Here is a 24,035-nt window from a genome sequence, read left to right on the forward strand (position 1 = left end):
GTACCGGGGACTGCTGGCCTGGCCAGGTCCCGTGCATGCTCTTGAGCGTGTTCAGATATGAAACGAATACGTGGGCGAGCGTGGCGCAGGCTGCACACCTGCGTGCCGCGCGTTTCGCGAAACGTATGGACGGTGCCGAGCTGCCTGCCGTCACATGCTGCTCCCACGCACCGCTTTGAGGAAAGCGTCGATTTTGCGATGGTCCTTGATGCCCTTGCTCGACTCCACCCCGCCACTCACATCCACCGCCCAGGGTTTGACCTGAGCGACGGCCTGGGCGACGTTGCCGGCGTGAAGCCCACCTGCCAGCACGATCGGCTTGTCCAGGCCCGCGGGCACCAGCGACCAGTCGAAGGATTCACCGGTGCCGCCCGGCACGCCGGCCACGTAGGTGTCGAGCAGAATGCCGCTGGCGTTGCGGTAGGCCCGGCAGGCCGCCTGCAGATCATCGCCGGCGCGCACGCGCAATGCCTTGATGTAGGGACGGTGGTAGCCCTCGCATTCTTCCGGCGTTTCGTCGCCATGGAATTGCAGCAGGTCCAGCGGCACGGCGTCGAGGATTTCACCCAGTTCGCACCGACTGGCATTGACGAACAGGCCGGTGGTGGTCACGAACGGCGGCAGCGCGGCGATGATCGCGCGTGCCTGTTGCACGTTCACCGCCCGGGGGCTTTTGGCATAGAACACCAACCCGATCGCATCGGCACCCGCGTGCGCAGCGGCCAGAGCATCCTCTATGCGGGTAATACCGCAGATTTTGCTGCGAACGGCTGACATGTCGGCGAGTACCTCGACTTGGCTGGGGAACGGCGGATCTTAGCAAATGCTGTCGGCGACGTCAGCCAGTGTGTCGAACCCGGTCAGGAAGTGCGGACCGATATAGCGCTCGGGCAGTGGGAACTCATCGCGGTACTCGACTTGCACCAGGTACAGCCCGAAAGGATGGGCCGTGACCCCGCCGGTTCGGCGTACCCGGCTTTGCAACACTTCGGCGGCCCATTCCACAGGGCGCTCGCCCGTGCCGATGGTCATCAGCACACCGGCGATGTTGCGCACCATGTGGTGCAGGAAGGCATTGGCGCGCACGTCGATGACGATCATCTTGCCGTGCTGGGTGACCCGCAGGTGATGCAGTTGCTTGATCGGCGACTTGGCCTGGCACTGACCGGCGCGGAAGGCACTGAAGTCATGGGTACCGACCAGCGCCTGGGCGGCGGCGGCCATGCGGGTGACATCCAGCGGACGGTGATTCCAGGTGATTTCCTCGCCCAGATGGGCGGGTCGGATCTGGTCGTTGTAGATGACGTAGCGGTAGCGGCGGGCGATGGCCTTGAAACGCGCATGAAAGTTGGGCGGCATGATCTTGGCCCAGGTGACACTGACATCATGGGGCAGATTGATGTTGGCACCCATGACCCAGGCTTTCATGCTGCGCTCGGCCTGGGTATCGAAATGCACCACCTGGCCGCAGGCGTGGACACCCGCGTCCGTGCGGCCGGCGCACATCAGCGAGACGGGCGAAGCGGCAACCTTGCCCAGGGCGTCTTCGAGGGTTTCCTGTACGGTGCGCACGCCAGAGGCCTGGCGCTGCCAGCCGCGGTAGCGCGAACCTTTGTATTCAACGCCCAAGGCAATGCGATAGAAGCCGTCGGCCGCCGATTCGGCGACCGCGTTGTCGATGTTTTGCACGAAGTTGCAGCCTGTTGGTTAAGCGATGGCGGCGATTATACCGGATCATGGAATTGCGGCGCTGCCTTCGCGGGCAGAGCCCGCTCCCACAAAGAGGGCCTCGACGTACAGCTGTGGGAGCAGGTTTGGGGGTCGGACGGCGACGGCCGCACCGCGTTACCGGCTGATGCGCCCTAGCATCTCGCGCGCCTCATCCTGCTGCCCGGTGCTGCCTTCCTTGAGCACTTCACCGAGAATGTCGCGGGCGCCGTCGTTGTCACCCATCTCGATGTAGGCACGGGCCAGGTCAAGCTTGGTGCCAGCCTCGTCTCCCCCGTCGAGGTAGTCGAAATCGTCTTCGCCTTCGATCGGCGGGAGGTCTTCAGGCTTGGGGGGCACGGCGAACGGCTCGGCCATGGGTGTGCGGGCAAAACCGTCGGAGAGTTTTTCCAGTTCGGCATTGATCTCGTTCAGGCGCGATTCGGGTGCCTGTGGCTCCTCGGCGTCATCGGCCAACGACAGATCGAAATCTTCCGGCAACGTCGTCTCGGGTTCGTCGGTCGAATTGCCCGCCGCAGCTTTCTGCTCGGCCAGCAAGGTGTCGAAGTCGATGTCCGCGCCTGCCGTCGGCGCGGGGTCCGGGGTGTCATCCAGGTTGAGGTCGAAATCGGTATCGAAGGTGCCGTCCAGCGAGTCGGCGGACCCCGGCTCGTCGTGCAGCAACTGCTTGACGTACTCGGCGTCCATCTGCGCTGCCGCGGCGGCTGCACCGGCAGCGGCGGCGGCAACGCCCAGCATGGCAGGGAAGCGCGCTTTCAGACGCTCGACGTCGGCATGGTTCTGGCCGGTGGCGATCAACTGCCGCTCCTGGCCGACGAAGCCATCACGATCACCTTGCAGGCCATACACTTCCATCAATTTCAGGCGCAGATCGCTGCGCTTGGGCTCGCGCTCGGTCGCCGCTTCCAGCAGTTCGGCAGCATGATTGAGGCGGCCGCGGGCAATGCTCTGCTCCACTTCGGCGAACAGCCCTTCATCGGTGTCGATGCTGGGGCGCAGCGGCGGCGTAGGCAGCACGGTCGGCGCGGGCGCCTCGGCAAAGGTAGCCGGTGCGGCACTGGCCCTGGCGCCCGCTACCGAGGCGGCCACCATGGCCGGGGTCAGGTGCACGGTCGCCGCCGGCCGCTCCAGCCCTTCGAAGCTGTTGGGCGGCAAATCGAGATCCGGGCCGTGATCGGGCTCTTCGGCCAGCGCGCGGGCCATGCGCATGTGCTTCTCGGCCTCCTGCTGCGCCTTGCGGCGGCGGGCCAGCAGCAACAGCAGCAAGAGCAGCGCTGCAAGGGCACTGGCACCGACCACCATCAGCAAGGTCGAGTTGTCGCTGGGCTGCTCGGCAACCACGTCGTCGGCGGGGTCGGTGGTCGCATCCAGCGGCTCGCCCTGAGGCGAGGCCGGCGTACTGGCGGCAGCGTCGGGATTGACCTGCTCGGTGGCACCGGGTACCGCCGGTGCCGGAACCAGCGCGGCGTTGACCGGGGCATCGGGATCGCCCTCGGCAGGCTCGCCGCTGGCATCCGCAGGGGCCAGCGCCTGCGCCGGCGCCAACGCTTCGGCCGGCACCGGAACATCGGCGCCCGCCGCCTGCATCTTGGCCAGTTGGTCGTTCTTGAGCTGAATCAGTTTCTGCAACTTGTCGAGCTGGCTCTGCAGGTCGGCGTTGCGGCTGCGCAATTCTTCGTTGTCACGGCGCGTGGAGTCCAGGGCTTCCTGGGTCACCGCGAGTTTCTGGTCGAGAGCCCTGGCATCGCCCGCCGGGCCGTTGGCCTCGCTGGCGCCTGACACCAGGCTGAGGTTGTCTTGCGGCGGCGCGGCGGCCGGCGCCGGGGCACCGTTGCCACGGCGCGTGGCATCGACCTGCTGCGCCCGCGGACCGAGGCGACGGCCTTCGCGCCAGGCAGCATTCTGCCGCGCGACTTCGGCCACGGCTGGGCCCGGCGCTGTGGCCGCGGTCTGCTGGGCGTCCGGCATGCGCAGGACCTGGCCGGTCTTGAGACGGTTGATGTTGCCGTCGAGAAACGCGTCGGGGTTGAGCGCCTGGATGGCCAGCATGGCTTGCTGGACCGAGCTGCCCTGACGATTGCGCGCAGCGATCTCCCACAGGGTGTCACGCGAACCCGTGGTGTAGGACGCCTGGTTGGCACTGGCGGCGGGAGCGCTCAGCGCCGGCTGCGGTGCATTCTGCGCCGCCTGGGCCGCCTGCGGGGCAAACTGCGCGGGATCGAGCAGCATGCTGTAGTCGCGCAGCAGACGGCCGCTGGGGAAATTGACCTGGACCAGGAACTTCACCAAGGGCGCCGACAAGGGTTGCGTCGAGGTCACGCGGATGACGCTGCGGCCACTGGCGTTGATCACCGGCGTGAAGCGCAGGCCGTCGAGGAAAGCCTGGCGCTCGACGCCCGCCTTGCTGAATTCCTCGGCCGGGGCCAGCACTGGCTGCACCTCGGCGGCAGAGAGGCCGCGCACATCGAGCAGTTCTATCTCGGCGAGCAGGGGCTGGTTCACCGCGGACCTGAGGGTCAACTCACCCAGCTCCAGGGCGTTGGCGATACCGGAGGACAGCGCCGAAGCGGCAGCCATTGCTAACACCAGTTTGCGAACTTGAACCATGGCCTAATCCTTGTCTGAACATTCCTCGGCAAGCGAGAAGAAGCTTGCGCTGTCGCATGCGAACAGCTGGGCAAAACGGGCGAACTGTCTGCAAATTGTCGGCAAGTATCTTTTAGCCATGACCTTTAATCAACAACTCGGCCACTTGTACCGCATTCAAGGCGGCGCCCTTGCGCACGTTGTCCACCGTGGCCCACAGGCTCAGCGCCTGGGGATCGTCGATACCGGTGCGTACACGACCCACGTACACCACGTCCTGGCCTACCGCATCGCCCACTGCTGTAGGGTAGTCGTCTTCCACCGTTTCGATCCCGGGCGCCATGGCCAGGGCCTGGTTGATGGCCGCAAGGTCCAGCGTCGAGCCGGTCTGCAGCGCGATGCTGTAGCTGTCGCCGAAGAACACCGGTGCCTGCACGCAGGTCACCGAAATCTTCAGCGCTGGCATGCCAAGCAGCTCGCGCAGTTCGTCGACCAGCCGCCGCTCCAGCGGCACATGGCCCTGCGCGTCGGGCGTACCGACCTGCGCCAGCAGGTTGAAGGCGATCTGGCGGTCGAAGAACTGCGGTTCCAGCGGGCGCACATTGAGCAGCTCGGCCGTTTGCCGGGCCAGTTCGCTGACAGCCTCGCGGCCCAGGGCCGACACGGCCAGGCAGGCGGTCACGTGCACCTGCTGCAGATCCAGCACCGCGCGCAAGGGTGCCAGGATCACGGCCAGCGCAGTGGCGGCAGCGCTGGGGCTGGCGACTTGCACGGGCAGCGGCAGATCGCTCAGCACGGCGGCATTGGCTTCCGGGACCACATTGGGGGCCTGGGACGTCGCCAGGCCGGCCGACAGATCGATGACCGTGCAACCGGCCGCCGTAGCACGCGGCGCCAAGCTGCGCGTCACCGCAGGGCCGGCGGCGAAGAACACCAGCTTGACCAGACTGAAATCGAACTGATCGACTTCACGCACCCGCACGTTCTTGCCGCGAAAAGCCACCGACGCACCGGCCGATTCGCTGCTTGCCAACAGGTGCAGAGCACCCACCGGGAAATCGCGCTCTTCGAGAACCTGCACGAGGGTTTCGCCAACCGTCCCGGTGGCGCCGATCACGGCGATGTCGAAAGTCTTGGGCATGGGCAGGGTCCTTGGGAAATGAACAAGGCGCGCACTTTATCGGTTATCGGCCGCGCTGTCCTCGCAGCAGACAGGCGCCGCAGTGCACCTGCCCCACCGCGGTGCGCCCTTCGCGGCCACGGACCGCTCCTACGGACAACCTCGCAACCTGCGCAGGAGCGGTCATCGGCCGCGAAACAGGCGCCGCGGTGCCCCTGACCCACCGCGGCGCGCCCTTCGCGGCCACGGACCGCTCCTACGGACAACCTCGTAACCTGCGTAGGAGCGGTCATCGGCCGCGAAGGAAGCGCCGCGATGGCTCAGTGCTTCTTGTCTTTCTTGAAGGCGGCTTCCAGCGCATCGTTGATGGTGCGCAGTACCTTGACTCGCGCCCAGCGCTTGTCGTTGGCCTCGACCAAGGTCCACGGCGCCACCTCACTGCTGGTGCGATCGACCATGTCGCCCACGGCGTCGCGATAGGCACCCCACTTTTCGCGGTTGCGCCAGTCGTCTTCGGTGATCTTGAAACGCTTGAACGGAATCTGCTCGCGCTCTTTGAACCGTTTCAACTGGGTCTGTTCATCGATCGCCAGCCAGAACTTGACCAGCACCACACCGGCATCGGTCAGTTGCTCTTCGAAGTCGTTGATCTCGCCATAGGCGCGCATCCAGTCGGCCGGACTGCAAAAGCCTTCGATCCGCTCGACCAACACGCGGCCGTACCAGGAGCGGTCGAACACGGTGAACTTGCCCCGCGCCGGCAATTGCCGCCAAAAGCGCCACAGATAGGGCTGGGCGAGTTCGTCCTGGGTTGGCGCGGCAATCGGCACGATGTGGTATTGACGCGGGTCGAGCGCGGCGGCGACACGCTTGATCGCTCCTCCCTTACCCGCCGCATCGTTGCCTTCGAACACCGCCACCAGGGCGTGGCGGCGCATGCGCTTGTCGCGCATCAGGCCTGCCAGGCGAGCCTGCTCGGCAATCAGCTGGCGTTCGTAATCGTCCTTCTGCAGATGCCGGCTCAAATCCAGGCTGCCGATCAGGCTGCGTTTGTCGATGCTTTCACCGATGTTCGCCACGGCCTTGCGCACTGGCTCGGTGGGCGCCTTCAGCGCTGCCTGCAATCCTTCGAGCAGAATCTGCCCGACCGCCAGGCTGCGGTAGTTGGCATCCACGCCTTCGATCACGTGCCACGGCGCGTAGTCGCGACTGGTGCGCCGCACCACGCGTTCGCCGAAGCGCACGAAGCGGTCATAGGTCCTGGACTGCTGCCAGTCCAGCGGGCTGATCCGCCAGCTGTGCAACGGATCGTCACGCAATGACTTGAGCCGCGCCTTCATCTGCTGCTTGGACAGGTGAAACCAGAACTTGAAGATCAGGGCACCTTCGTCGCAGAGCATTCGCTCCAACCGCTGCGCGCCGTTGATGGCCTGCTCCAGACGGCCATCCTTGATGTCGCCATGCACCCGATCCTGAATCATCTGGCTGTACCAGTTGCCGAAGAACACCCCCATGCGGCCCTTGGCCGGCAACTGGCGCCAGTAGCGCCAGGCCGGTGGTCGCGCCAGTTCCTCGTCGGTCTTTTCATCGAAGGTGCGCACCTCGATCAGGCGCGGGTCCATCCACTCATTGAGCAACTTGACCGTCTCGCCCTTGCCCGCCCCTTCGACGCCGTTGATCAACACGATCACCGGAAAACGCGCTTGCTCCTTGAGCTCGTACTGGGCTTCCAGCAGCGCTTCGCGCAGGGCAGGCAGACGCGCCTCGTAAGTGTCCTTGTCGATGGCATGACCAATTTCGGCGGATTCGAACATGGGGCAGGCATTCCTCTTCGGTTAGCTTGAGCGAGCCTCGCTGGGCGAGGTGGTGCTTTGCGTATCGCTACTGAAGCCGACCCGCTCGAGCAGGGTTAGTTCGGCCAGCAAGGCGTTCTCGGCACCCTGGCGACGTCGGGCGATGTCATTGGCGCGCCGCAGGTAATCGCCGCTGCTGCCGGGTTCCTGGCGTTCGTCGAGGACGCTCAACTCCTCGGCGAACGGCGCCAGACCCCGTTCCAGGGTGCTCGCATGGCGTTCACGCAGGTAGTCGGTCCAGAATGCCTGGCGGATCATGAACGCGGCGAAGTCCGGTGCGGCTTCGGCCTGCAGCACCTCGGCCTGTGCGGCGTCGTAGATGTCGACGCCGATACCGGCCGTGGCGGCATAGGCCATGCTCTGCGGCTGGCCGGGCAAGGCCAGGCGACGGGCCAGATAGGTCCGCAGCGCCATGCGCACTTCTGCCTCGTCGACGCTCACACCCAGGCGCCGACGCTCGGCAATGATGCGCCGGGCAATGACCTCCAGCCGGTCGAGCCGGAACAGTCCACGGGCCAGCTCGTACAGGCGTTCGCCCCGCTGAGCCCAGGTTGCGCCCTGCAAGGCGTAATGCTGGAGCACATGCACTTCCATATCACTGAACATCAACCGCTCTCCATCCACGCAAGTGTCCAACCCCTGGGCCATGGTGTACAGGCGTTGACGCAACTGGCGATTGGCCGATGCACCGGCAACGACATTCCAGACGCGCCGGGTCAGTTCGGTTGGATTGCGGGTGTAATCCGGTGTGTGACGCAGATTGTCGATCAAGCGGGTGAAGGCCTCGGAGCCGTCTTCATCGACCAGCCCCTGCCACAACTGTGCGCGATGGCGTCGCTCCACCTCGCTGGCACCCTGCAGCCACACATCGACCAGCGGGCGGCCGGCACTTGCCGAGTGCACATCGTTGGTCCGATGGGCGAAGAACTGAAAACGCCGGTGTGGCCTGGGGCTATCCAGCTGCCTCAAGCTGAAGTCATCCAGCCTGTTGCGATCCATGAAAACGTCCACACCCTGCCCTTGGCTCATCTCGGTGAACACCGAGTCGGGAATATGGCGCAGCCGGGTGCGGTACAGGTTCAGGGTCCGCAGCGCGGGCAGCCGCGAAGCCCACTGTGGCCAGCTGGGCAGCACCAGACCGGCGAGATTGAGTTGCTGCAGCCTGGAGAAACCGCTGGAAGTGGCTATCGGCCCCGGAAGATTGCCGCTCAGGCTCAACAGGGTCAGGTCCGGCAGACGCCCCAGGCGATCGAGCAGCGCCTGGTCCAGGGTCAGGTTGCAGAGCGTCAGGTCCAGTTCGGTCAGCTGTGTCAGACGATCGACCGCTTCGGGCAACTGGCCCAGGTTGCACTCACGCAGGGTCAGGCTGCGCAGCTGCGAAAAGCTGGCCAGCAAGTTGGTCAGTGCCGGCGCGTCCACCGTGCTGCCGGTCAGGTTGAGGTGCGTGACGAAGCGCAGATCGGCGTTCAGGCCAGGAAAATCCAGCAGCGGCGCGTAGGTCAGATTCAGATGATAGTGGTGTCCGTTGGCCGCACGTTCGGAAGGCAGCTGACGGCGCCAGGCGATGTCCAGACGCGCCGTGACGTCGGCACGGTAATGCATCAGGTCGCCTCTGCTGGCGTTGTAGCGGGCCGGAAGGTTGGCCGGGGCCGGTCGGTGCGCCCACGCTTGCAGCTGAGCGTGCATCTGCGAACGCTCGGAGGCCAGGTTGTCCAGCCCCAGCATGATGTCGGCGCGGCTCATGCCGGCTTGTTCGTACAGTCCCAGCAGTTCGCGGGCAGCGGGCTCGCTGGTGCCCGGATAGAGGCCGCGAATGCGTGCCACCAGCACCCGTCGCGACAGGACCACCTCTCGCCTTCCGCTCATGGGGTAACCCACGCGCCCGTAGCCGTCGCGCATCGGTGCCCTGAAGCTTTCCGGCAGAGGCGTCTGGCCCAGCCAGCGTGCACAGGCATCGCGGTGAGCGAAGGCGTAGTCACGCACCGCATCGCCCGACGCGGTGTCGCCCAGCACCTGCTTGATGGCCCGTTCCAGCTCGAGGCTGTCCAGCGACTGCGCGGTGCCGAAGCACAGGCCTTCGAAGGCGCGATTGAGCCGTTGGCACTGTTGATAGGCACGCGCGCGCTCACTCGACTTCAGGGGGATGCGTCGATTAACCAGCATTCGCGCCTGTTCGCCAGGCGCCACGCCGAGCAATACCTCTTCGGCTGCGGCGACGCTCAAGGCGGGAAAATCCCTGCAAATGAGCTGGGTGGCCGGACCGCTGCCAAAATGCGTGGCGTCGTAGAGCTGTTCGAAACGTACCTGCGCGGCAGTGTCCACAAGCCCGGCGCGTTGCACCTGGCGGTGCAGGGCAAAACGTTGCAGGGCATCGACCAGCAACGCAGTGGGTTTGTAGGCCTGGGCATAGACCGCGTCCAGCAAGGTGGGCGGCAACCCGGTGCTGGCCAGCGCCCGATGGATATCCTGTGACTCCATGCCCGACAGCCGCCAGCCCAGGCGGTCACGCAGGGTGGTGCCGGTCACCTCGGGTTGCTGCTCGGCGGCCAGCCGCCAACCGGCACCCGTTTCCTCGATCAGTGGCAGGTAGGCATTCGCGTCGCGCGGATGGGTAATGCGCCACCGCTGGTACCGATCGTCGAAGCGAAGGTCATGCACGCGCCCGTCGATGACCACGCTGTCACGTGCTTCGTCGTGATAGAGCCGATCGGTATCGGGCAGCAGGTCGGCAGGCAGGCCCTGGGCAGCAACGTAGTCGTCGAGGTTGGGACGCCACAGGTGCTCGCGGCCATCGGCGAGCGTCACCGGGAGCAGTTCCGCCAGCTGGGTATCGGCGGCAATGGCAGGCACTCTGGGCGCGACCCAGCTGCGGCCCGCCTGCACCGCGCCGGCGAACACCGCCATGGTCGCCAGATTTTCGACCACGCTCATGGCATGGCCGAAGGCGGCATGATCATCGCCCTGGCGCCAATCGTCGACGCCACTGAACACTTCCTGCAACAGCTGGGCCGCAGCGCAGGTCAGCATGGCCGCACCCAACGCCGGGACCAGCAGGCCGGCGATATTGAGCAGGGTCGTTCCGGCGTCCAGATAACGCCGGCGTTCACGCTCCCGGATGATGGCGTCTTCGTCGGCGGTCGGCACCGCCATCACTCGAGCATCCTGGTAGGTCTTGAGCAAGCGATCATTATGTTGCAGGTCGAACAGGTCACCGACCACCGCACGCTTTTCCAGGTTCAATCGCTTCAGCCAAGCGCCACCGGAGCCGGCAATCCGCTGCTGCAGACGCTGGTCGAACGGCGCAGCGAACTTCTCGCCCACCAACGAGCAGACATATCGCTGGAAATCGGGCCGCTGGAGTTTTTCTCCCAGGCGTTCGGCGAAGGCCTGGAACGAAGGGTATTGCTTGATCGGGTGGTCGGGTTCGCCGGGCATCAGCACCACACAGCGACCGTCGACGGTCGATTCGATCAGTTGCACGCCGTACAACGCCACGGCAGCGAAATCGGCGCTGCCCAGCAGGCGCAGCCAGTGATAGCGCACCGCGCTGCCCGCCCAGGTCGGGGGAGCCGCTTGGGCAACCTGCAGCAGCAGACGATAGCCGTCTTCCTCGACATCGCCGCGCAAGCGGGCAATGTGGGCCAGCACTGCGAGATGGGCCTGGTCATTGCGTTTGAACAGCGCCGCCACCCGCTCGGGTTGGTCGTCGGGCTTGAACACTGTGTCCAGGTGAGCCTGGTAGCGCTGGCCCAGGTCCAGGCGCCGGCAGGCAGTGGCGAATTGCTGGGGGTCAAGGGCGATTGCCGGTTTTTCCTGGCGGGCGCGAAAGTCGATGTCTTTGCCGGCAGTGAAGTATTCGACACCGCCGCTTGGCAGCACCATCGAACCCGGCGCAAAGCTCAGGTTCGCTTCGAAATTCTGCATGGCGGCAACCAGCAGGTTCTGTTCAATCGCCCAGCGATGACTGAAGCCCATGCCGACGTTGTGCATGGCGCGCACCAGCACATAGCCGCGCGGATCAATGTCGAGCTGGCACTGCCTGCGGATCTCCTGCCCGACCAGGTCGGCACAGAACTCGGTGACGTCGCGCAGCCCGGCCAGTACAGGGGCGAGGGCGCGCTTGGCGGCGTGGCTTTCATTCTGACTGGCGCTCAACGCCTGGCGCATCGCCGGGCTGGCCTGGCTCAGCCAGGTCGGCAACCGCTGCGCGACGATGCGCGCATGGCGGCGGTCCCGGGCGGTGCCGCCCTGGCTCATTGGGGGGTAGATCGCGTGCATGATCGGCTCCTTGCCGAAAGGGGAGCGCGCACGGTAGCTCGCGCCACAGCCGCCAGAGGCTGCATTAATAACCACCTGCAGACCGCAGTGGCCGCCGCTGCGCAGCCGTCGCAGCGGCCTGGCGCTGGCGAAGCAGAGCCTGCGCGCTACAATGCCTGCTCGCCTATTGCCGAAGCAGTCATGAAAACCCCGAGCATCCTCGCCCAGCTGGACTGGACCGACACCGGTCATCCTCGATCGCGCGCCTTCGGCGACGTCTATTTCGCCGCCGACGGCCTGGCCGAAAGCCGCCATGTGTTCATCGAGCAGAATCGCTTGGCAGAACGCTTCGCCGCCCTCGCCGACGGCGAACGCCTGGTGATCGGCGAAACCGGCTTCGGCACCGGGCTGAATTTTCTCTGTGCGTGGCAGTGCTTCGCCGCCTCGGCTGCACCGACTGCGCGCCTGCACTTCATCAGCGTGGAAAAGTACCCGCTGAGCGCTGCGGACCTGACCCGAGCCCTGGCGCTGTGGCCAGAGCTTTCGGCCTGCAGCGAGGCGTTGCTGGCGCAGTACGTGGCGGTGCATGAAGGCTTCCAGCGCCTGGTGTTCGACGGCGGCCGGGTGACCTTGACGTTGCTCATAGGCGATGCGCTGGAACAGCTGCCGTGCCTGGACGGGAAGGTCGATGCCTGGTTCCTGGACGGGTTCGCTCCGGCGTGCAACCCGGCCATGTGGACACCCCAACTGTTCGCCGAACTGGCGCGGCTGGCGGCGCCCGGCGCAACGCTGGCCACGTTCACCAGCACCGGCTGGGTTCGTCGTGGCCTGGCGGCCGTCGGCTTCAAGATGAAACGAGTGCCGGGCATCGGCAACAAATGGCATGTATCCAGAGGCGTGTTCGCGGCCGACGCCGCAGTGGCAACACCCGCCGTCAAGCCCTGGTTCGCCCGCCCCGAGCCGGTAACCGGCGAACGCCACGCGCTGGTCATCGGTGCCGGCCTGGCAGGATGCGCCACCGCTGCCAGCCTGGCCGCGCGCGGTTGGCGGGTGTCGCTGCTCGAGCGTCATGCCGAAGTGGCTCGGGAAGCCTCGGGAAATCCGCAGGGCGTGCTGTACCTGAAACTTTCGGCCCACGGTACGGCCCTTTCGCAGTTGATTCTGGCGGGCTTCGGCCACACGCGCAGGCTGCTTGCGCAGCTGCAGCGCGGTCGCGACTGGGACGCCTGTGGCGTTCTGCAACTCGCCTTCGATGACAAGGAAGCGCAGCGCCAGGGGCAACTGGCCGACGCATTCCAACCCGAACTGCTGCACCTGCTGGACCGTTCAGAGGCCCAGGCGCAGGCAGGCGTCGAATTGTCCAGCGGCGGCCTGTTCTACCCCGACGGTGGCTGGGTCCACCCGCCTGCCCTGTGCCAGCACCTGGCGCGTCACCCACGCATCACCCTGCTGCGCCATCACCACGTGGCAGACCTGCGCCACCTCGACGGCCAATGGCACGCGTTCGCCGACGACACCCTTCTGGCCTGCGCCCCAGTAGCCGTGCTGGCGTGCGCCGCCCAGGCCAATGCCTTCGCCCAGACCTGCGCCCTGCCACTCAAGCGCATCCGCGGGCAAATCACTCGCCTGTCGGAGACACCGCGCAGTGCTGCGCTGTCGACGGTGGTCTGCGCCGAGGGCTACATCGCCCCTGCCCGCTCGGGCGAACACACACTGGGCGCCAGTTTCGACTTCCACAGTGAAGACCTCACGCCCAGCCACGCGGACAACCTCGACAACCTGGCCCTGCTCGAGGCGATTTCCCCTGACCTTGCCGTGCGTCTAAGCGCTGCGCTGCTGCCCGCCGAACGCTTGCAGGGCCGGGCCGGATTTCGCTGCACCAGCCCGGACTACCTGCCGATCATCGGGCCGGTCGCCGACGCGCAGGCATTCGCCGAGCGCTTTGCGATCCTGGCCAAAGATGCCCGCCAGGTGCCTGAACAGCCCTGCCCCTGGCTGCCCGGGCTGTACGTCAACAGCGGCCATGGCTCGCGCGGGCTGATCACCGCGCCGCTGTCGGGTGAACTGATTGCCGCCTGGCTGGACGACGAACCGCTGCCGCTGCCTCGGGAAGTGGCCTGGGCCTGCCATCCGAATCGCTTCGCGCTGCGGCGGCTGATACGCAACAAAGCTTGAACCTGCATGGGGGGCCGGACTCACAGTCACAGCCCCTCGCCGTTGCCGCGGCCCGAGGGCCGCAGCATCACCGTCATGAAGAACCTGCCCATGTTGCATATCCAGGGTCTGCACAAGACCTACGCCACACCGCAAGGCCCACTGCCGGTGCTGCAGGGCATCGACCTGCAACTGGAGCGTGGCGCCAGCCTGGCGCTGATGGGTGAATCGGGCAGTGGCAAGAGCACCCTTTTGCATCTGGTCGCGGGGCTGGACATGGCCGACAGCGGTCGTATCGAGGCGGCCGGGCAGGTGCTCACGCAGATGAACGAGCGCCAGCTGGCGCGCTGGCGGCGCTGCGACATCGGCTTGATCTTCCAGCAGTTCAACCTGATCAGCAGTCTCAGCGTGGCCGACAACCTGGCCTTTCAGGCCCGCCTGGCCGGCCGCCTGGACCCAGCCTGGCAGCGCGAACTGGCTGAACGCCTGAGCTTGTCGGCACTCCTGCAGCGGTATCCGGAGCAACTGTCCGGCGGGCAACAACAGCGCGTGGCCCTGGGCCGTGCATTGGCCTCGCGGCCGCCCCTGCTGCTGGCCGACGAACCTACCGGCAACCTCGACGAAGCCACCAGCGAGCACGCGCTGGACCTGATGCTCGAGTTGCTGCGGGCCAGTGGCAGCACGCTACTGATGGTCACTCACAGCCCGCTGGTGGCAGCCCGCCTGGAGCGACGCGTGGTGCTGCAGGCCGGTCGCATCGTTGCCGGGACGGATCGCTGACGTGGCGGTGCTGCACTGGACCCTGCGCAGCCTGCTCAGCCATTGGCGCCGGCATCCGGTACAGGGCGTGGCGCTGATCACCGGCCTGTGGCTGGCCACTGCGTTGTTCACCGGCGTACTCGCCTTGAACAGCCAGGCACGACAGAGCTATGCCCTGGCCAGCCAGATGGTCGGTGGTCAGGCCCAGGCCAGCATCGTTGCCCGCGACGGTAGCGACCTTGCGCAATCGACCTTCATCGCACTGCGCCTGCAGGGCTGGCCAGTCTCTCCGGTGCTCGAGGGCCGGATCACCCTCCCCTCGCATCCGCAACTGCGCCTGCAAGTGATGGGTATCGAGCCGTTGACTCTGCCGGCAGGCAGCCCCGTGGCCGGCGAGGTGCCGAGCAGCGATGACCTGAGCGCGTTCATCGGCGCACCCGGCCGTACCTGGGTGGCGCCGCAGACCTTGCGCGAGCTTGGCGTGGAGGAAGGTGCGCGGTTGCCCGCCGGCACTGGCGCAACCCTTCCTCCCCTGCAGGCCCGGGCACAGATGGCACCCGGTGTGCTGCTGATGGATATCGGCGCGGCCCAGACGGTGCTGCAGACGCCTGAACGACTGACCCGCCTACTGCTGCCACGGACGTTCGAAGGCGTTCTGCCCGACGCATACACCGATCGTCTGCAAATCAACCGCAGCGATGCCGACGGCGACCTCGCGCGGCTGACCGACAGCTTTCACCTGAACCTGACCGCGCTGGGCCTGCTGGCGTTCGTGGTCGGCCTGTTCATCGTCCACGCTGCCATTGGCCTGGCACTGGAACAGCGTCGTGCCCTGCTGCGAACCTTGCGTGCCTGCGGCGTGAGTGCCGCCCTGCTGGTGCTGGCCCTGGCCTTGGAGCTGGGCCTGCTGGCGCTGCTCGGCGGCCTGGCCGGTATCGTCAGCGGCTACTGGCTGGCCAGTCTGCTGCTGCCCGATGTGGCGGCCAGCCTGCGTGGCCTGTACGGCGCAGAAGTCGCCGGGCAGCTGAACCTGAGCCCGGCCTGGTGGCTGGGCGGCCTGGCACTGAGCCTGGGCGGCGTGTTGCTGGCCGGCGGCGACAGTCTATGGCGTGCTGCACGCCTGCCACTGCTGGCGTTGTCCGGTGGCGAAGCCTGGCATCAGGCCCACCGCCAATGGCTGCGGCGACAAGGCGTGGTGGCGGCCTGTGCAGCCGCGCTGGCCGTGCTGTTGGCAGTATGGGGCAACGGCCTGGCCACGGGCTTTGCGCTGATGGGCAGCCTGTTGCTGGCGGCAGCGTTGGCCTTGCCGGTGCTGCTCAGCAGTGTCCTCGCCCTGCTCGCCCGGCGCCGCTGGGGCGTGCTGGGCCAGTGGTTCCTGGCCGACTGCCGCCAGCAATTGCCGGGACTGAGCCTGGCCCTCATGGCGTTGCTGCTGGCATTGGCCGCCAACATCGGCGCTGCAAGCATGACCGAGGGGTTTCGACAGACCTTCAGTGGCTGGCTGGAACAGCGCTTGAGCGCCGAGCTGTACCTGCGACCACAGCACGCCGAGCAGGCCCAGGCGCTGCAACGATGGTTGCAAGACCAGAACGGGATCGAGCAGGTGCTGCCCGGCTGGGAGATGCAGATTCGTCAACAAGGCTGGCCAACCGAACTGGCTGCCGTGATCGACGCGCCGCTGTACCGCGAGCATTGGCCACTGCTCGAACAGGCCGCCGGCAATCCATGGGACACCTTGTTTTCCAGTGACAGCCTGATGCTCAGCGAGCAACTGGCGCGTCGCCTGGGCGTAGGCATCGGGGCGCGCCTTGCATTGCCCGCCGCCCAGGGGCGCTGGAACCCGACCGTGGTGGGCATCTATGCCGACTACGGCAACCCCAAGGGCCATATTCTGGTCAGCGCCGCGCAGTTCCAGCAACACTGGCCCGGCACCCCACCTGCCCGCTTTGCCCTGCGCATGGCCGAGGCCGACACCTCTGCCCTGAAAAGCCGAGTGCAGCAAGCGTTTGGCCTGGACGACAGCCATGTGGTGGAACAACGGCAACTCAAGCGCTGGGCCTCGCAGGTTTTCGAACGCACGTTCAGTGCCACGGCTGCCCTCAATGCACTGACCCTGGGGGTGGCCGGCGTGGCCCTGTTCATCGGCCTGCTGACCCAGAGCCAGAGTCGCCTGGGTCAGCTCGCGCCGCTGTGGGCAATGGGCGTGCAACGGCGCCAACTGATCCTGCTCAGTGTGGCGCAGACCTTGATCCTGGCTCTGCTGACCCTGGTGCTGGCGGTCCCGCTGGGGATTCTGCTGGCATGGTGCCTGGTGGCGGTGATCAACGTGCAGGCATTCGGCTGGCGCCTGCCCCTGCAGGTGTTCCCATGGCAGATCCTGCAGCTGTGCGGCCTGGCGCTGATTGCGGCGATGCTGGCCTCGGCCTGGCCCATGCTGCGCCTGCAACGCAGCCAACCCACCGACCTGCTGCGAGTGATGGCCAGTGAGCGTTAAGTTGATCCGAATCCTGGTGCTGGCCCTGCTGCTGGCAGCCAGCGGCTGCGAGCCAACCCCACCCCCTGCCGGTTTTGCCGGGCTTGGTGGCCAGGCCGGTGATTTCGCCCAGGTCACCCCCGGCAAGGTCTTCCAGTTTCCCGCCGACCACGGCGCCCACCCCGACTTCCGCATCGAGTGGTGGTACCTGACCGCCAACCTCGAAGACGACCAGGGGCAACGCTTCGGCGTGCAGTGGACCCTGTTCCGCAGCGCCCTGGCACCAGGCAGCACCGAACCGGGCTGGGGTAACCGCAACCTGTGGATTGGCCACGCCGGACTCACTTCCGCAACGGACCACTACAGCGCACAGACCCTGGCCCGCGGAGGCATCGGCCAGGCCGGTGTGAGCATCATGCCGTTCAACGCCTGGATCGATGACTGGCACCTGCGCAGCCAGCCTGGCGTCGAGCACACGCTCGCCGCAATGGCGGTACAGGCCACTGGCGAACGGTTTGCCTACCAACTGGCCCTGACCAGCGAGCGCCCTCTGGTACTGCAGGGCGAGCAAGGCTATAGCCGCAAGTCCGATGCGGGACAGGCCTCGTATTATTACAGCCAGCCGTTCTTCAGCGCAGCCGGCCAGCTGCAGATCGACGGCAAGCGCTATCAGGTCAAGGGCCGCGCGTGGCTTGACCGGGAATGGAGCAGCCAGCCACTGGCAGCCGATCAGGCCGGCTGGGACTGGTTTTCGCTGCACCTGGACGACGGCCAGCAGTTGATGGTGTTTCGCCTGCGCGGCGCCGGCGGGCAAGACTTTCTCAGCGGTAACTGGATCGACGCCCAGGGGCGCAGTACACCGCTGGCCCCGGGCAGCATCACCCTGCGCCCGTTGCAGGACACCCGCGTGGCCGGTCGGCAGGTACCCACGCGCTGGGCCATCGACATCCCCAGCCACGGCCTGCATGTGCAAACCACCGCGTTGAACCCGAAAGCCTGGATGGCGGTGGGCACGCCCTACTGGGAAGGCCCGGTGACCCTGGCGGGCAGCCACGCTGGCGAAGGCTATCTGGAAATGACCGGATACTGATACACGCACGGGTTTTTGTACAAATATCAAACCAACCTGGGTCGTCGCGGTCCTTTTAGAAATACCTAAGGACGCTCCGTCACGGCATGCCGACCTCCAGCGCTTTTGCCAAACACTGGTTCGCCAGCCGTCAATGGAAGCCCTTCGCGTTCCAGAAGGACGTCTGGGCCGCCGTCAAACGCGGCGAATCGGGCATGCTCCACGCGAGCACTGGCGCGGGCAAGACCTACGCCGTCTGGTTCGCCGCCCTGCAACGCTTCGCCAAGGCCGGGCCCGTCATTCCCAAGGGCAAGCGCAAGCCGGTCATGGCGCCGCTGACCGTGCTATGGGTCACGCCCATGCGCGCGCTGGCCGCCGATACCCTGCGCGCCCTGCAGGTACCGGTGGATGAGTTGCAGATCGGCTGGAGCCTGGGCCTGCGCACTGGCGACACCAGCAGCAGTGATCGCGCCAAGCAGACGCGCCGCCTGCCCTCGGCGCTGGTAACCACCCCGGAAAGCCTGACGCTGCTGCTGGCCCGCGACAAGGCTTGCGAGGAGTTGAGCAGCGTCGCCATGGTCGTCGTCGATGAGTGGCACGAACTGATCGGCAACAAACGCGGCGTGCAGTTGCAGCTGGCATTGGCGCGATTGCGGCAGTGGAACCCGCAGCTCATCGTCTGGGGCATCTCCGCCACCCTGGGTAACCAGGCGCATGCACAGGAAGTGCTGCTACCCGGCCAGCCGAGTGTCAGCGTGCAAGGCGCGCAGGCCAAGACGATCGAGGTCGACACGCTGTTGCCGGCGGCCATCGAACGGTTTCCCTGGGGTGGGCACATGGGCCTGCGCATGCTCGACCAGGTGGTCGCCGAGGTCGAAAGCAGCAACAGTTGCCTGATATTCACCAACACCCGTGCACAGTCCGAAATCTGGTTCCAGGCCATCCTCGATGCGCGCCCGGACTGGGCGGGCATCATCGCCCTGCATCACAGCTCGCTGTCGCGGGAAGTGCGCGAGTGGGTCGAACGGGCCCTCAAGCAAGGCCAGCTCAAGGCGGTGGTGTGTACGTCGAGCCTGGATTTGGGGGTGGACTTCCTGCCGGTGGAACGGGTGCTGCAAATCGGCTCGGCGAAGGGTATCGCGCGCTTGATGCAGCGTGCCGGTCGCTCCGGCCATGCACCGGGTCGGGCATCGCGGGTCACCCTGGTACCGACCCACAGCATGGAACTGGTCGAAGCTGCGGCAGCCCACGATGCCGTCGCGCAGCGACGCATCGAGCCACGCGAATCACCCGACAAGCCATTGGATGTGTTGGTCCAGCACCTGGTGAGCATGGCGCTGGGCGGCGGTTTCCTGCCCGACGCATTGCTGGTCGAAGTGCGTACCACCTGGGCTTACCGCAACCTGACCGAGGATGAATGGCAGTGGGCCCTGGCGTTCGTGCGCTATGGCGGCCACTCCCTCACTGCCTACCCCGATTACCGTCGAGTCGAGCCTGACGAGCATGGCCTGTGGCGCGTCCCCGACGCACGCCTGGCGCGTCGTCATCGCATGGGCATCGGCACCATCGTCAGCGATGCCAGTCTGCAGTTGAAGTACTGGAGCAAGGGCGGTGGCGGTCGCTCGCTGGGCAGTGTCGAAGAGGGGTTCATCGCCCGTCTCAAACCGGGTGACGGCTTTCTGTTCGCCGGGCGCCAACTGGAGCTGGTGCGGGTCGAGGACATGACCGCCTACGTCAAGCGCAGCACCGCCAAGAAAGCCGCCGTGCCGCGCTGGAATGGCGGGCGCATGCCGCTGTCCGGCGAGCTGGCCGACGCCCTGGTGGCGAAGCTGGGCGCCGCCGCCCGCGGTGAGTACGACAGCCCCGAGATGCGTGCCGTGCGCCCGCTGCTGGAAGTACAGCAACAGTGGTCGGCGCTACCCAGCGAAACCACGTTACTGGCGGAAACGCTGAAGTCGCGCGAAGGCTGGCACCTGTTCATCTACCCCTTCGGCGGTCGCCAGGTGCATCTGGGACTGGGCAGCCTGCTGGCCTGGCGCCTGGCGCAGCGCCAGCCCCTGACATTCTCCATTGCGGTGAACGACTATGGGCTGGAACTGCTCAGTGCCACCGAGGTGGACTGGGCCGCCCAACTGGACCCTGCACTGCTCAGCGCGCACAACCTGTTGAGCGATGTACTGGCCAGCCTGAACGCTGGCGAACTGGCGCTGCGGCGCTTTCGCGAGATTGCGCGGATCTCCGGGCTAGTGTTTGGCGGTTACCCCGGCTCGCAGAAAAGCACCCGCCAGGTTCAGGCTTCCAGCGGCCTGTTCTTTCAGGTATTCAAGCAGTACGACGCCAGCAACCTGCTGCTGACCCAGGCGCAGGAAGAAGTCTTGAAGCAGGAGCTGGAAGTGCAGCGGCTGGAGCATGTACTGCAACAGATCGCCAGTCGGCGTCTGGATATGCACGCGGTCAAGCGTCCGACGCCGCTGGGCTTTCCGCTGCTGGTCGAGCGTTTCCGTGAAAGCCTGAGTTCGGAGAAGCTCGCCGACCGCATACGTCGCATGGTCGGCGACTTGGAGAAAGCCGCAGGATGAGTGAGTATTGCAACGTACAACTGGCAGGCGCCGAGCTATGGCTGCTGGCCGAGAAAGCGGTCTACTGGCCCGAGCACAAGGCCCTGTTGATAGCCGATGCGCACTTTGGCAAGGCAGCGGCCTACCGCAAGCTGGGCCAGCCGGTGCCTCACGGCACCACGGCCAGCAACCTTCAAGTGATTGACCGGATCCTGGAGAAGTATCCCACCGAACACCTGATATTCCTCGGCGATTTTCTTCATGCACCGGGATCGCATTCGGCCGGAACGCTGGGTGCCTTGGCAGCGTGGCGAACGGATGTCGCAGATTTACGCATCACGCTGATTCGAGGCAATCATGACAAACGCGCGGGCGACCCACCGGCGGAACTGCGTTTCGAAGTGGTTACCGAGCCTCTGGAAATGGGCCCGTTCGCATTGCAGCACGAACCCGATCCACACCCAGAGCTGCATGTCCTGGCTGGACACATTCACCCGGTCTATCGGCTGCACGGACGTGGCCGCCAAAGCCTGCGCCTGCCGTGCTACCTGCTCAGAGGCAAGGTCAGCCTGCTGCCGGCATTCGGCGCTTTCACGGGGGGATACAACATGGACAGCGCCGCCGACCAGCGTGTGTACGTGGTCGGCGACGGCGGCGTCTGGCGGGTCGCTTGAGCGTCAGACCACCGGTGCGGGGGGCGGCTCATCCGGAATGGTCGGGCCGCCTGGCTCCGGTGGTTGCGGGGTATCAGAATCGGGTTGGCCAGGTACGCCGCCAGCCATATGGCCGTAGGAATCGGCCAGAAGCGACCAGGCGAGTAGGCCAATCTGGTTGGGCTGCAGCTGAGCCAGTTGAGCACTGATAGTCGGGTCGATTTTCATAGACACTCCTGAGCAATGGCCCGGAATACGGTGGGTAAACCGGGCAAGTCACTCATATGGAGTAGTAAAATGATAACTAGTTCGCCTGGAGCGTTTTCACGCGTCTGGCAGCATCAGGTGCGTGGCAGGGTCACGCCGCGCTGGCCCTGATATTTCCCGCCACGATCCTTGTAGGACACCTCGCATTCTTCGTCGGACTCCAGGAACAGCATCTGCGCCACCCCTTCGTTCGCATAGATCTTGGCCGGCAGCGTGGTGGTATTGGAGAACTCCAGGGTCACATGCCCTTCCCATTCCGGCTCCAGCGGCGTGACGTTGACGATGATGCCGCAGCGCGCGTAGGTGCTCTTGCCCAGGCAGATGGTCAACACGTTGCGTGGAATGCGGAAGTACTCGACCGTGCGCGCCAGGGCAAAGGAGTTGGGTGGGATGATGCAGACGTCGCTCTTGATGTCGACGAAGCTCTTTTCGTCGAAGTTCTTCGGATCTACCGTGGCCGAGTTGATGTTGGTGAACACCTTGAATTCGTCGGCGCAGCGCACGTCGTAGCCGTAGCTGGACACCCCGAAGGAAATCACCCGCTGGGCGCCTTCGCCGCGCACCTGACGCTCGACGTAGGGTTCGATCATGCCGTGTTCCTGCGCCATGCGGCGAATCCACTTGTCCGATTTGATGCTCATGGCGGGTGTCCTGAATAACGAGGTGAATAAAGTCCGAAGCGCATCTTACCGGGCCTCGCGCTGCGGTTCAAAGACTGCCTCGCCCATGGCGCGGCGAACCTGCCACCAGGCTGCGCATGGCCGCCGAGCACTATTTGCAAGAAACCCTGCAAAGACCATTGGCACGTTCCTGAAAAAGGGTTAAGGTGGCGCCACTGTGTTGCTTGTGTCACTGAGAATCTCTACCCGATGTCCAACATCTTCATGAATTTTCCTGCTCTTTGCACTCAGTCTCGGCCAGGGCTTTTCCCGAACCGCAGTTAACTTTGTTCAAGGAGATACACCATGTCCAATCGCCAAACCGGTACCGTCAAGTGGTTCAACGATGAAAAAGGCTTCGGCTTCATCACTCCACAATCCGGTGACGACCTGTTCGTACACTTCAAAGCCATTCAGGCTGACGGCTTCAAAAGCCTGAAAGAAGGCCAGCAGGTCTCTTTCATCGCTACCCGCGGTCAGAAAGGCATGCAAGCTGAAGAAGTTCAAGTCGTATAACTTGAGCTGAACAGCTTCTGAAGAACCCCGCCCTCACCGGCGGGGTTTTTTTATGCCCGCAATTTGATCTTTTCAGCTACAGGTGACGGCGGGCGCCATGCGCGCCGTCACTCACGGGGCTGGGCAGTTCAGTCGTCGCTGACGGTAATGCTGGGCATTGCCTGCGCACTGGCTTCCTGCAACACGATCCGCGCACCGACATGCCGCGCCAGCTCCTGGTAGACCATGGCGATCTGGCTCTCCGGCTCGGCCGCCGCCGTCGGTTTGCCACCGTCGGCCTGTTCGCGAATCAGCATCGACAATGGCAGCGACGCCAGCAGCTCCACGCCGTATTGCGATGCCAGCTTCTCGCCGCCGCCTTCGCCGAAGAGATGTTCGGCATGACCGCAGTTGGAGCAGATGTGCACGGCCATGTTCTCGACCACACCGAGCACGGGAATGTGCACCTTGCGGAACATCTCGACACCCTTGCGGGCGTCCAGCAGCGCCAGGTCCTGAGGCGTGGTGACGATCACCGCACCCGCCACCGGCACCTTCTGCGCCAGGGTCAGCTGAATGTCACCAGTACCCGGCGGCATGTCGATGACCAGGTAATCGAGGTCGTCCCAGGCAGTCTGGGTGACCAATTGCAACAGCGCGCCCGACACCATCGGACCACGCCAGACCATCGGGGTGTTGTCGTCGGTGAGGAAGGCCATCGACATCACCTCCACGCCATGCGCCTGGATGGGCACGAACCATTTCTGGTCCTTGACCTTGGGCCGAGTGCCCTCGGCGATGCCGAACATCACGCCTTGGCTGGGGCCATAGATGTCGGCATCGAGAATGCCCACCCGGGCGCCTTCGCGGGCCAGGGCCAGGGCCAGGTTGGCGGCCGTGGTCGACTTGCCGACTCCACCCTTGCCCGATGCCACGGCCACCACGTTCTTGACGTTGGCCAGCCCGGGAATCTGCGCCTGCGCCTTGTGCGCCTGCACCACGCAATCGATCTGCACGCGAGCGCGGTCGACCCCGTCCAGGTTTTCGATGGCCGTCTGCAGTACCTGGGCCCAGCCATTCTTGAACAGGCCGGCGGCATAGCCCAGCTGCAAGCGCACCTGCACCTGCGCGCCATCGATATCGATGGCCTGCACGCACCCGGCACTGACCGGGTCCTGGTTCATATAGGGGTCGGTGTACTGGCGAAGGACGGCTTCCACCGCTGCGCGATTCACGGTGCTCATGGCTACTCCCGATCAAAGACTGAGCAAAACAGGCGGCTATCCTAACGCGTCTGCCCGGACACCGGCAGATTGGATTTGCGCGCCCGCCGGGGCCGGTCTGCGGCATCGGCGCGCGGCGCCCAGATTATTCAGCATACCTTTGGCCCTGCGCCCCCCAATC

At 65.5% G+C, this 24,035-nt stretch carries 16 protein-coding genes; 7 read left to right on the forward strand and 9 right to left on the reverse strand.

Translation table 11 applies throughout. From position 1 onward, the window contains the following. Positions 1-150 precede the first annotated feature (150 nt). The 6 genes from IFT80_RS18735 to IFT80_RS18760 all read right to left on the reverse strand — a co-directional run bounded on the left by IFT80_RS18735 (position 151) and on the right by IFT80_RS18760 (position 11,565). The gene (locus IFT80_RS18735; protein WP_192138074.1) at positions 151-777 is read right to left on the reverse strand and encodes a phosphoribosylanthranilate isomerase; all 627 of its coding nucleotides are present in this window, start codon (positions 775-777) and stop codon (positions 151-153) included. A 39-nt stretch (positions 778-816) separates the two neighbouring features. Continuing rightward, positions 817-1,689, reverse strand: a complete 873-nt coding sequence (truA, locus tag IFT80_RS18740; RefSeq protein ID WP_192057884.1) for a tRNA pseudouridine(38-40) synthase TruA — start codon at positions 1,687-1,689, stop codon at positions 817-819. A gap of 156 nt (positions 1,690-1,845) precedes the next feature. Beyond that, positions 1,846-4,335: a FimV family protein gene (locus IFT80_RS18745; RefSeq protein ID WP_192138075.1), complete on the reverse strand. Its 2,490-nt coding sequence runs from the start codon at positions 4,333-4,335 to the stop codon at positions 1,846-1,848. 112 nt (positions 4,336-4,447) lie between these two features. Next, complete coding sequence (locus tag IFT80_RS18750) at positions 4,448-5,455, reverse strand: aspartate-semialdehyde dehydrogenase (protein WP_192102456.1); 1,008 nt, start codon at positions 5,453-5,455, stop codon at positions 4,448-4,450. A gap of 299 nt (positions 5,456-5,754) precedes the next feature. Then, complete coding sequence (pap, locus tag IFT80_RS18755; protein WP_192102457.1) at positions 5,755-7,248, reverse strand: polyphosphate:AMP phosphotransferase; 1,494 nt, start codon at positions 7,246-7,248, stop codon at positions 5,755-5,757. Positions 7,249-7,269: 21 nt separating this feature from the next. Further along, the gene (locus tag IFT80_RS18760) at positions 7,270-11,565 is read right to left on the reverse strand and encodes an NEL-type E3 ubiquitin ligase domain-containing protein (protein WP_192138076.1); all 4,296 of its coding nucleotides are present in this window, start codon (positions 11,563-11,565) and stop codon (positions 7,270-7,272) included. A 180-nt stretch (positions 11,566-11,745) separates the two neighbouring features. On the opposite strand from IFT80_RS18760, the gene mnmC reads away from it, so the two are divergent. From mnmC to pdeM, 6 genes are all read left to right on the forward strand, one after another. Further along, entirely contained in the window at positions 11,746-13,719 is a 1,974-nt protein-coding gene (mnmC, locus tag IFT80_RS18765) for a bifunctional tRNA (5-methylaminomethyl-2-thiouridine)(34)-methyltransferase MnmD/FAD-dependent 5-carboxymethylaminomethyl-2-thiouridine(34) oxidoreductase MnmC (protein WP_192138077.1), read from the forward strand. Between the two features lie 90 nt (positions 13,720-13,809). Beyond that, positions 13,810-14,478 carry an ABC transporter ATP-binding protein gene (locus IFT80_RS18770; protein ID WP_192138147.1) on the forward strand — a complete coding sequence of 223 codons (669 nt, stop codon included), beginning with the start codon at positions 13,810-13,812 and terminating at the stop codon, positions 14,476-14,478. Between the two features lies 1 nt (position 14,479). Next, on the forward strand, positions 14,480-16,951 hold the full coding sequence (locus IFT80_RS18775; RefSeq protein WP_192138078.1) for an FtsX-like permease family protein: 2,472 nt from the start codon (positions 14,480-14,482) through the stop codon (positions 16,949-16,951). A 4-nt stretch (positions 16,952-16,955) separates the two neighbouring features. Further along, positions 16,956-18,020: a lipocalin-like domain-containing protein gene (locus IFT80_RS18780; RefSeq protein WP_192138148.1), complete on the forward strand. Its 1,065-nt coding sequence runs from the start codon at positions 16,956-16,958 to the stop codon at positions 18,018-18,020. Between the two features lie 86 nt (positions 18,021-18,106). Next, entirely contained in the window at positions 18,107-20,578 is a 2,472-nt protein-coding gene (locus IFT80_RS18785; protein WP_192138079.1) for a ligase-associated DNA damage response DEXH box helicase, read from the forward strand. Continuing rightward, on the forward strand, positions 20,575-21,231 hold the full coding sequence (gene pdeM, locus IFT80_RS18790; RefSeq protein ID WP_192138080.1) for a ligase-associated DNA damage response endonuclease PdeM: 657 nt from the start codon (positions 20,575-20,577) through the stop codon (positions 21,229-21,231). Before IFT80_RS18785 ends, pdeM begins: the two co-directional genes overlap by 4 nt. Before the next feature lie 3 nt (positions 21,232-21,234). Here pdeM and IFT80_RS18795 read toward each other — a convergent pair whose 3' ends face one another. Next, positions 21,235-21,438 carry a hypothetical protein gene (locus IFT80_RS18795; protein WP_192057877.1) on the reverse strand — a complete coding sequence of 68 codons (204 nt, stop codon included), beginning with the start codon at positions 21,436-21,438 and terminating at the stop codon, positions 21,235-21,237. A gap of 113 nt (positions 21,439-21,551) precedes the next feature. After that, on the reverse strand, positions 21,552-22,118 hold the full coding sequence (gene dcd / locus IFT80_RS18800; RefSeq protein ID WP_122476435.1) for a dCTP deaminase: 567 nt from the start codon (positions 22,116-22,118) through the stop codon (positions 21,552-21,554). A gap of 324 nt (positions 22,119-22,442) precedes the next feature. Here dcd and IFT80_RS18805 point away from each other — a divergent pair, with 324 nt between their 5' ends. Further along, entirely contained in the window at positions 22,443-22,652 is a 210-nt protein-coding gene (locus tag IFT80_RS18805) for a cold-shock protein (RefSeq protein ID WP_049862192.1), read from the forward strand. 128 nt (positions 22,653-22,780) lie between these two features. On the opposite strand, the gene apbC is transcribed toward IFT80_RS18805, so the two are convergent. Beyond that, positions 22,781-23,875 (reverse strand): iron-sulfur cluster carrier protein ApbC, encoded by a 1,095-nt coding sequence (apbC, locus tag IFT80_RS18810; RefSeq protein WP_122476437.1) that lies wholly within the window; start codon positions 23,873-23,875, stop codon positions 22,781-22,783. Positions 23,876-24,035 lie beyond the last annotated feature (160 nt).

Origin of the sequence: Pseudomonas sp. CFBP 8771, from assembly GCF_014841695.1 — a bacterium.
In the GTDB taxonomy this organism is placed as follows: Bacteria; Pseudomonadota; Gammaproteobacteria; order Pseudomonadales; family Pseudomonadaceae; genus Aquipseudomonas; species Aquipseudomonas baltica.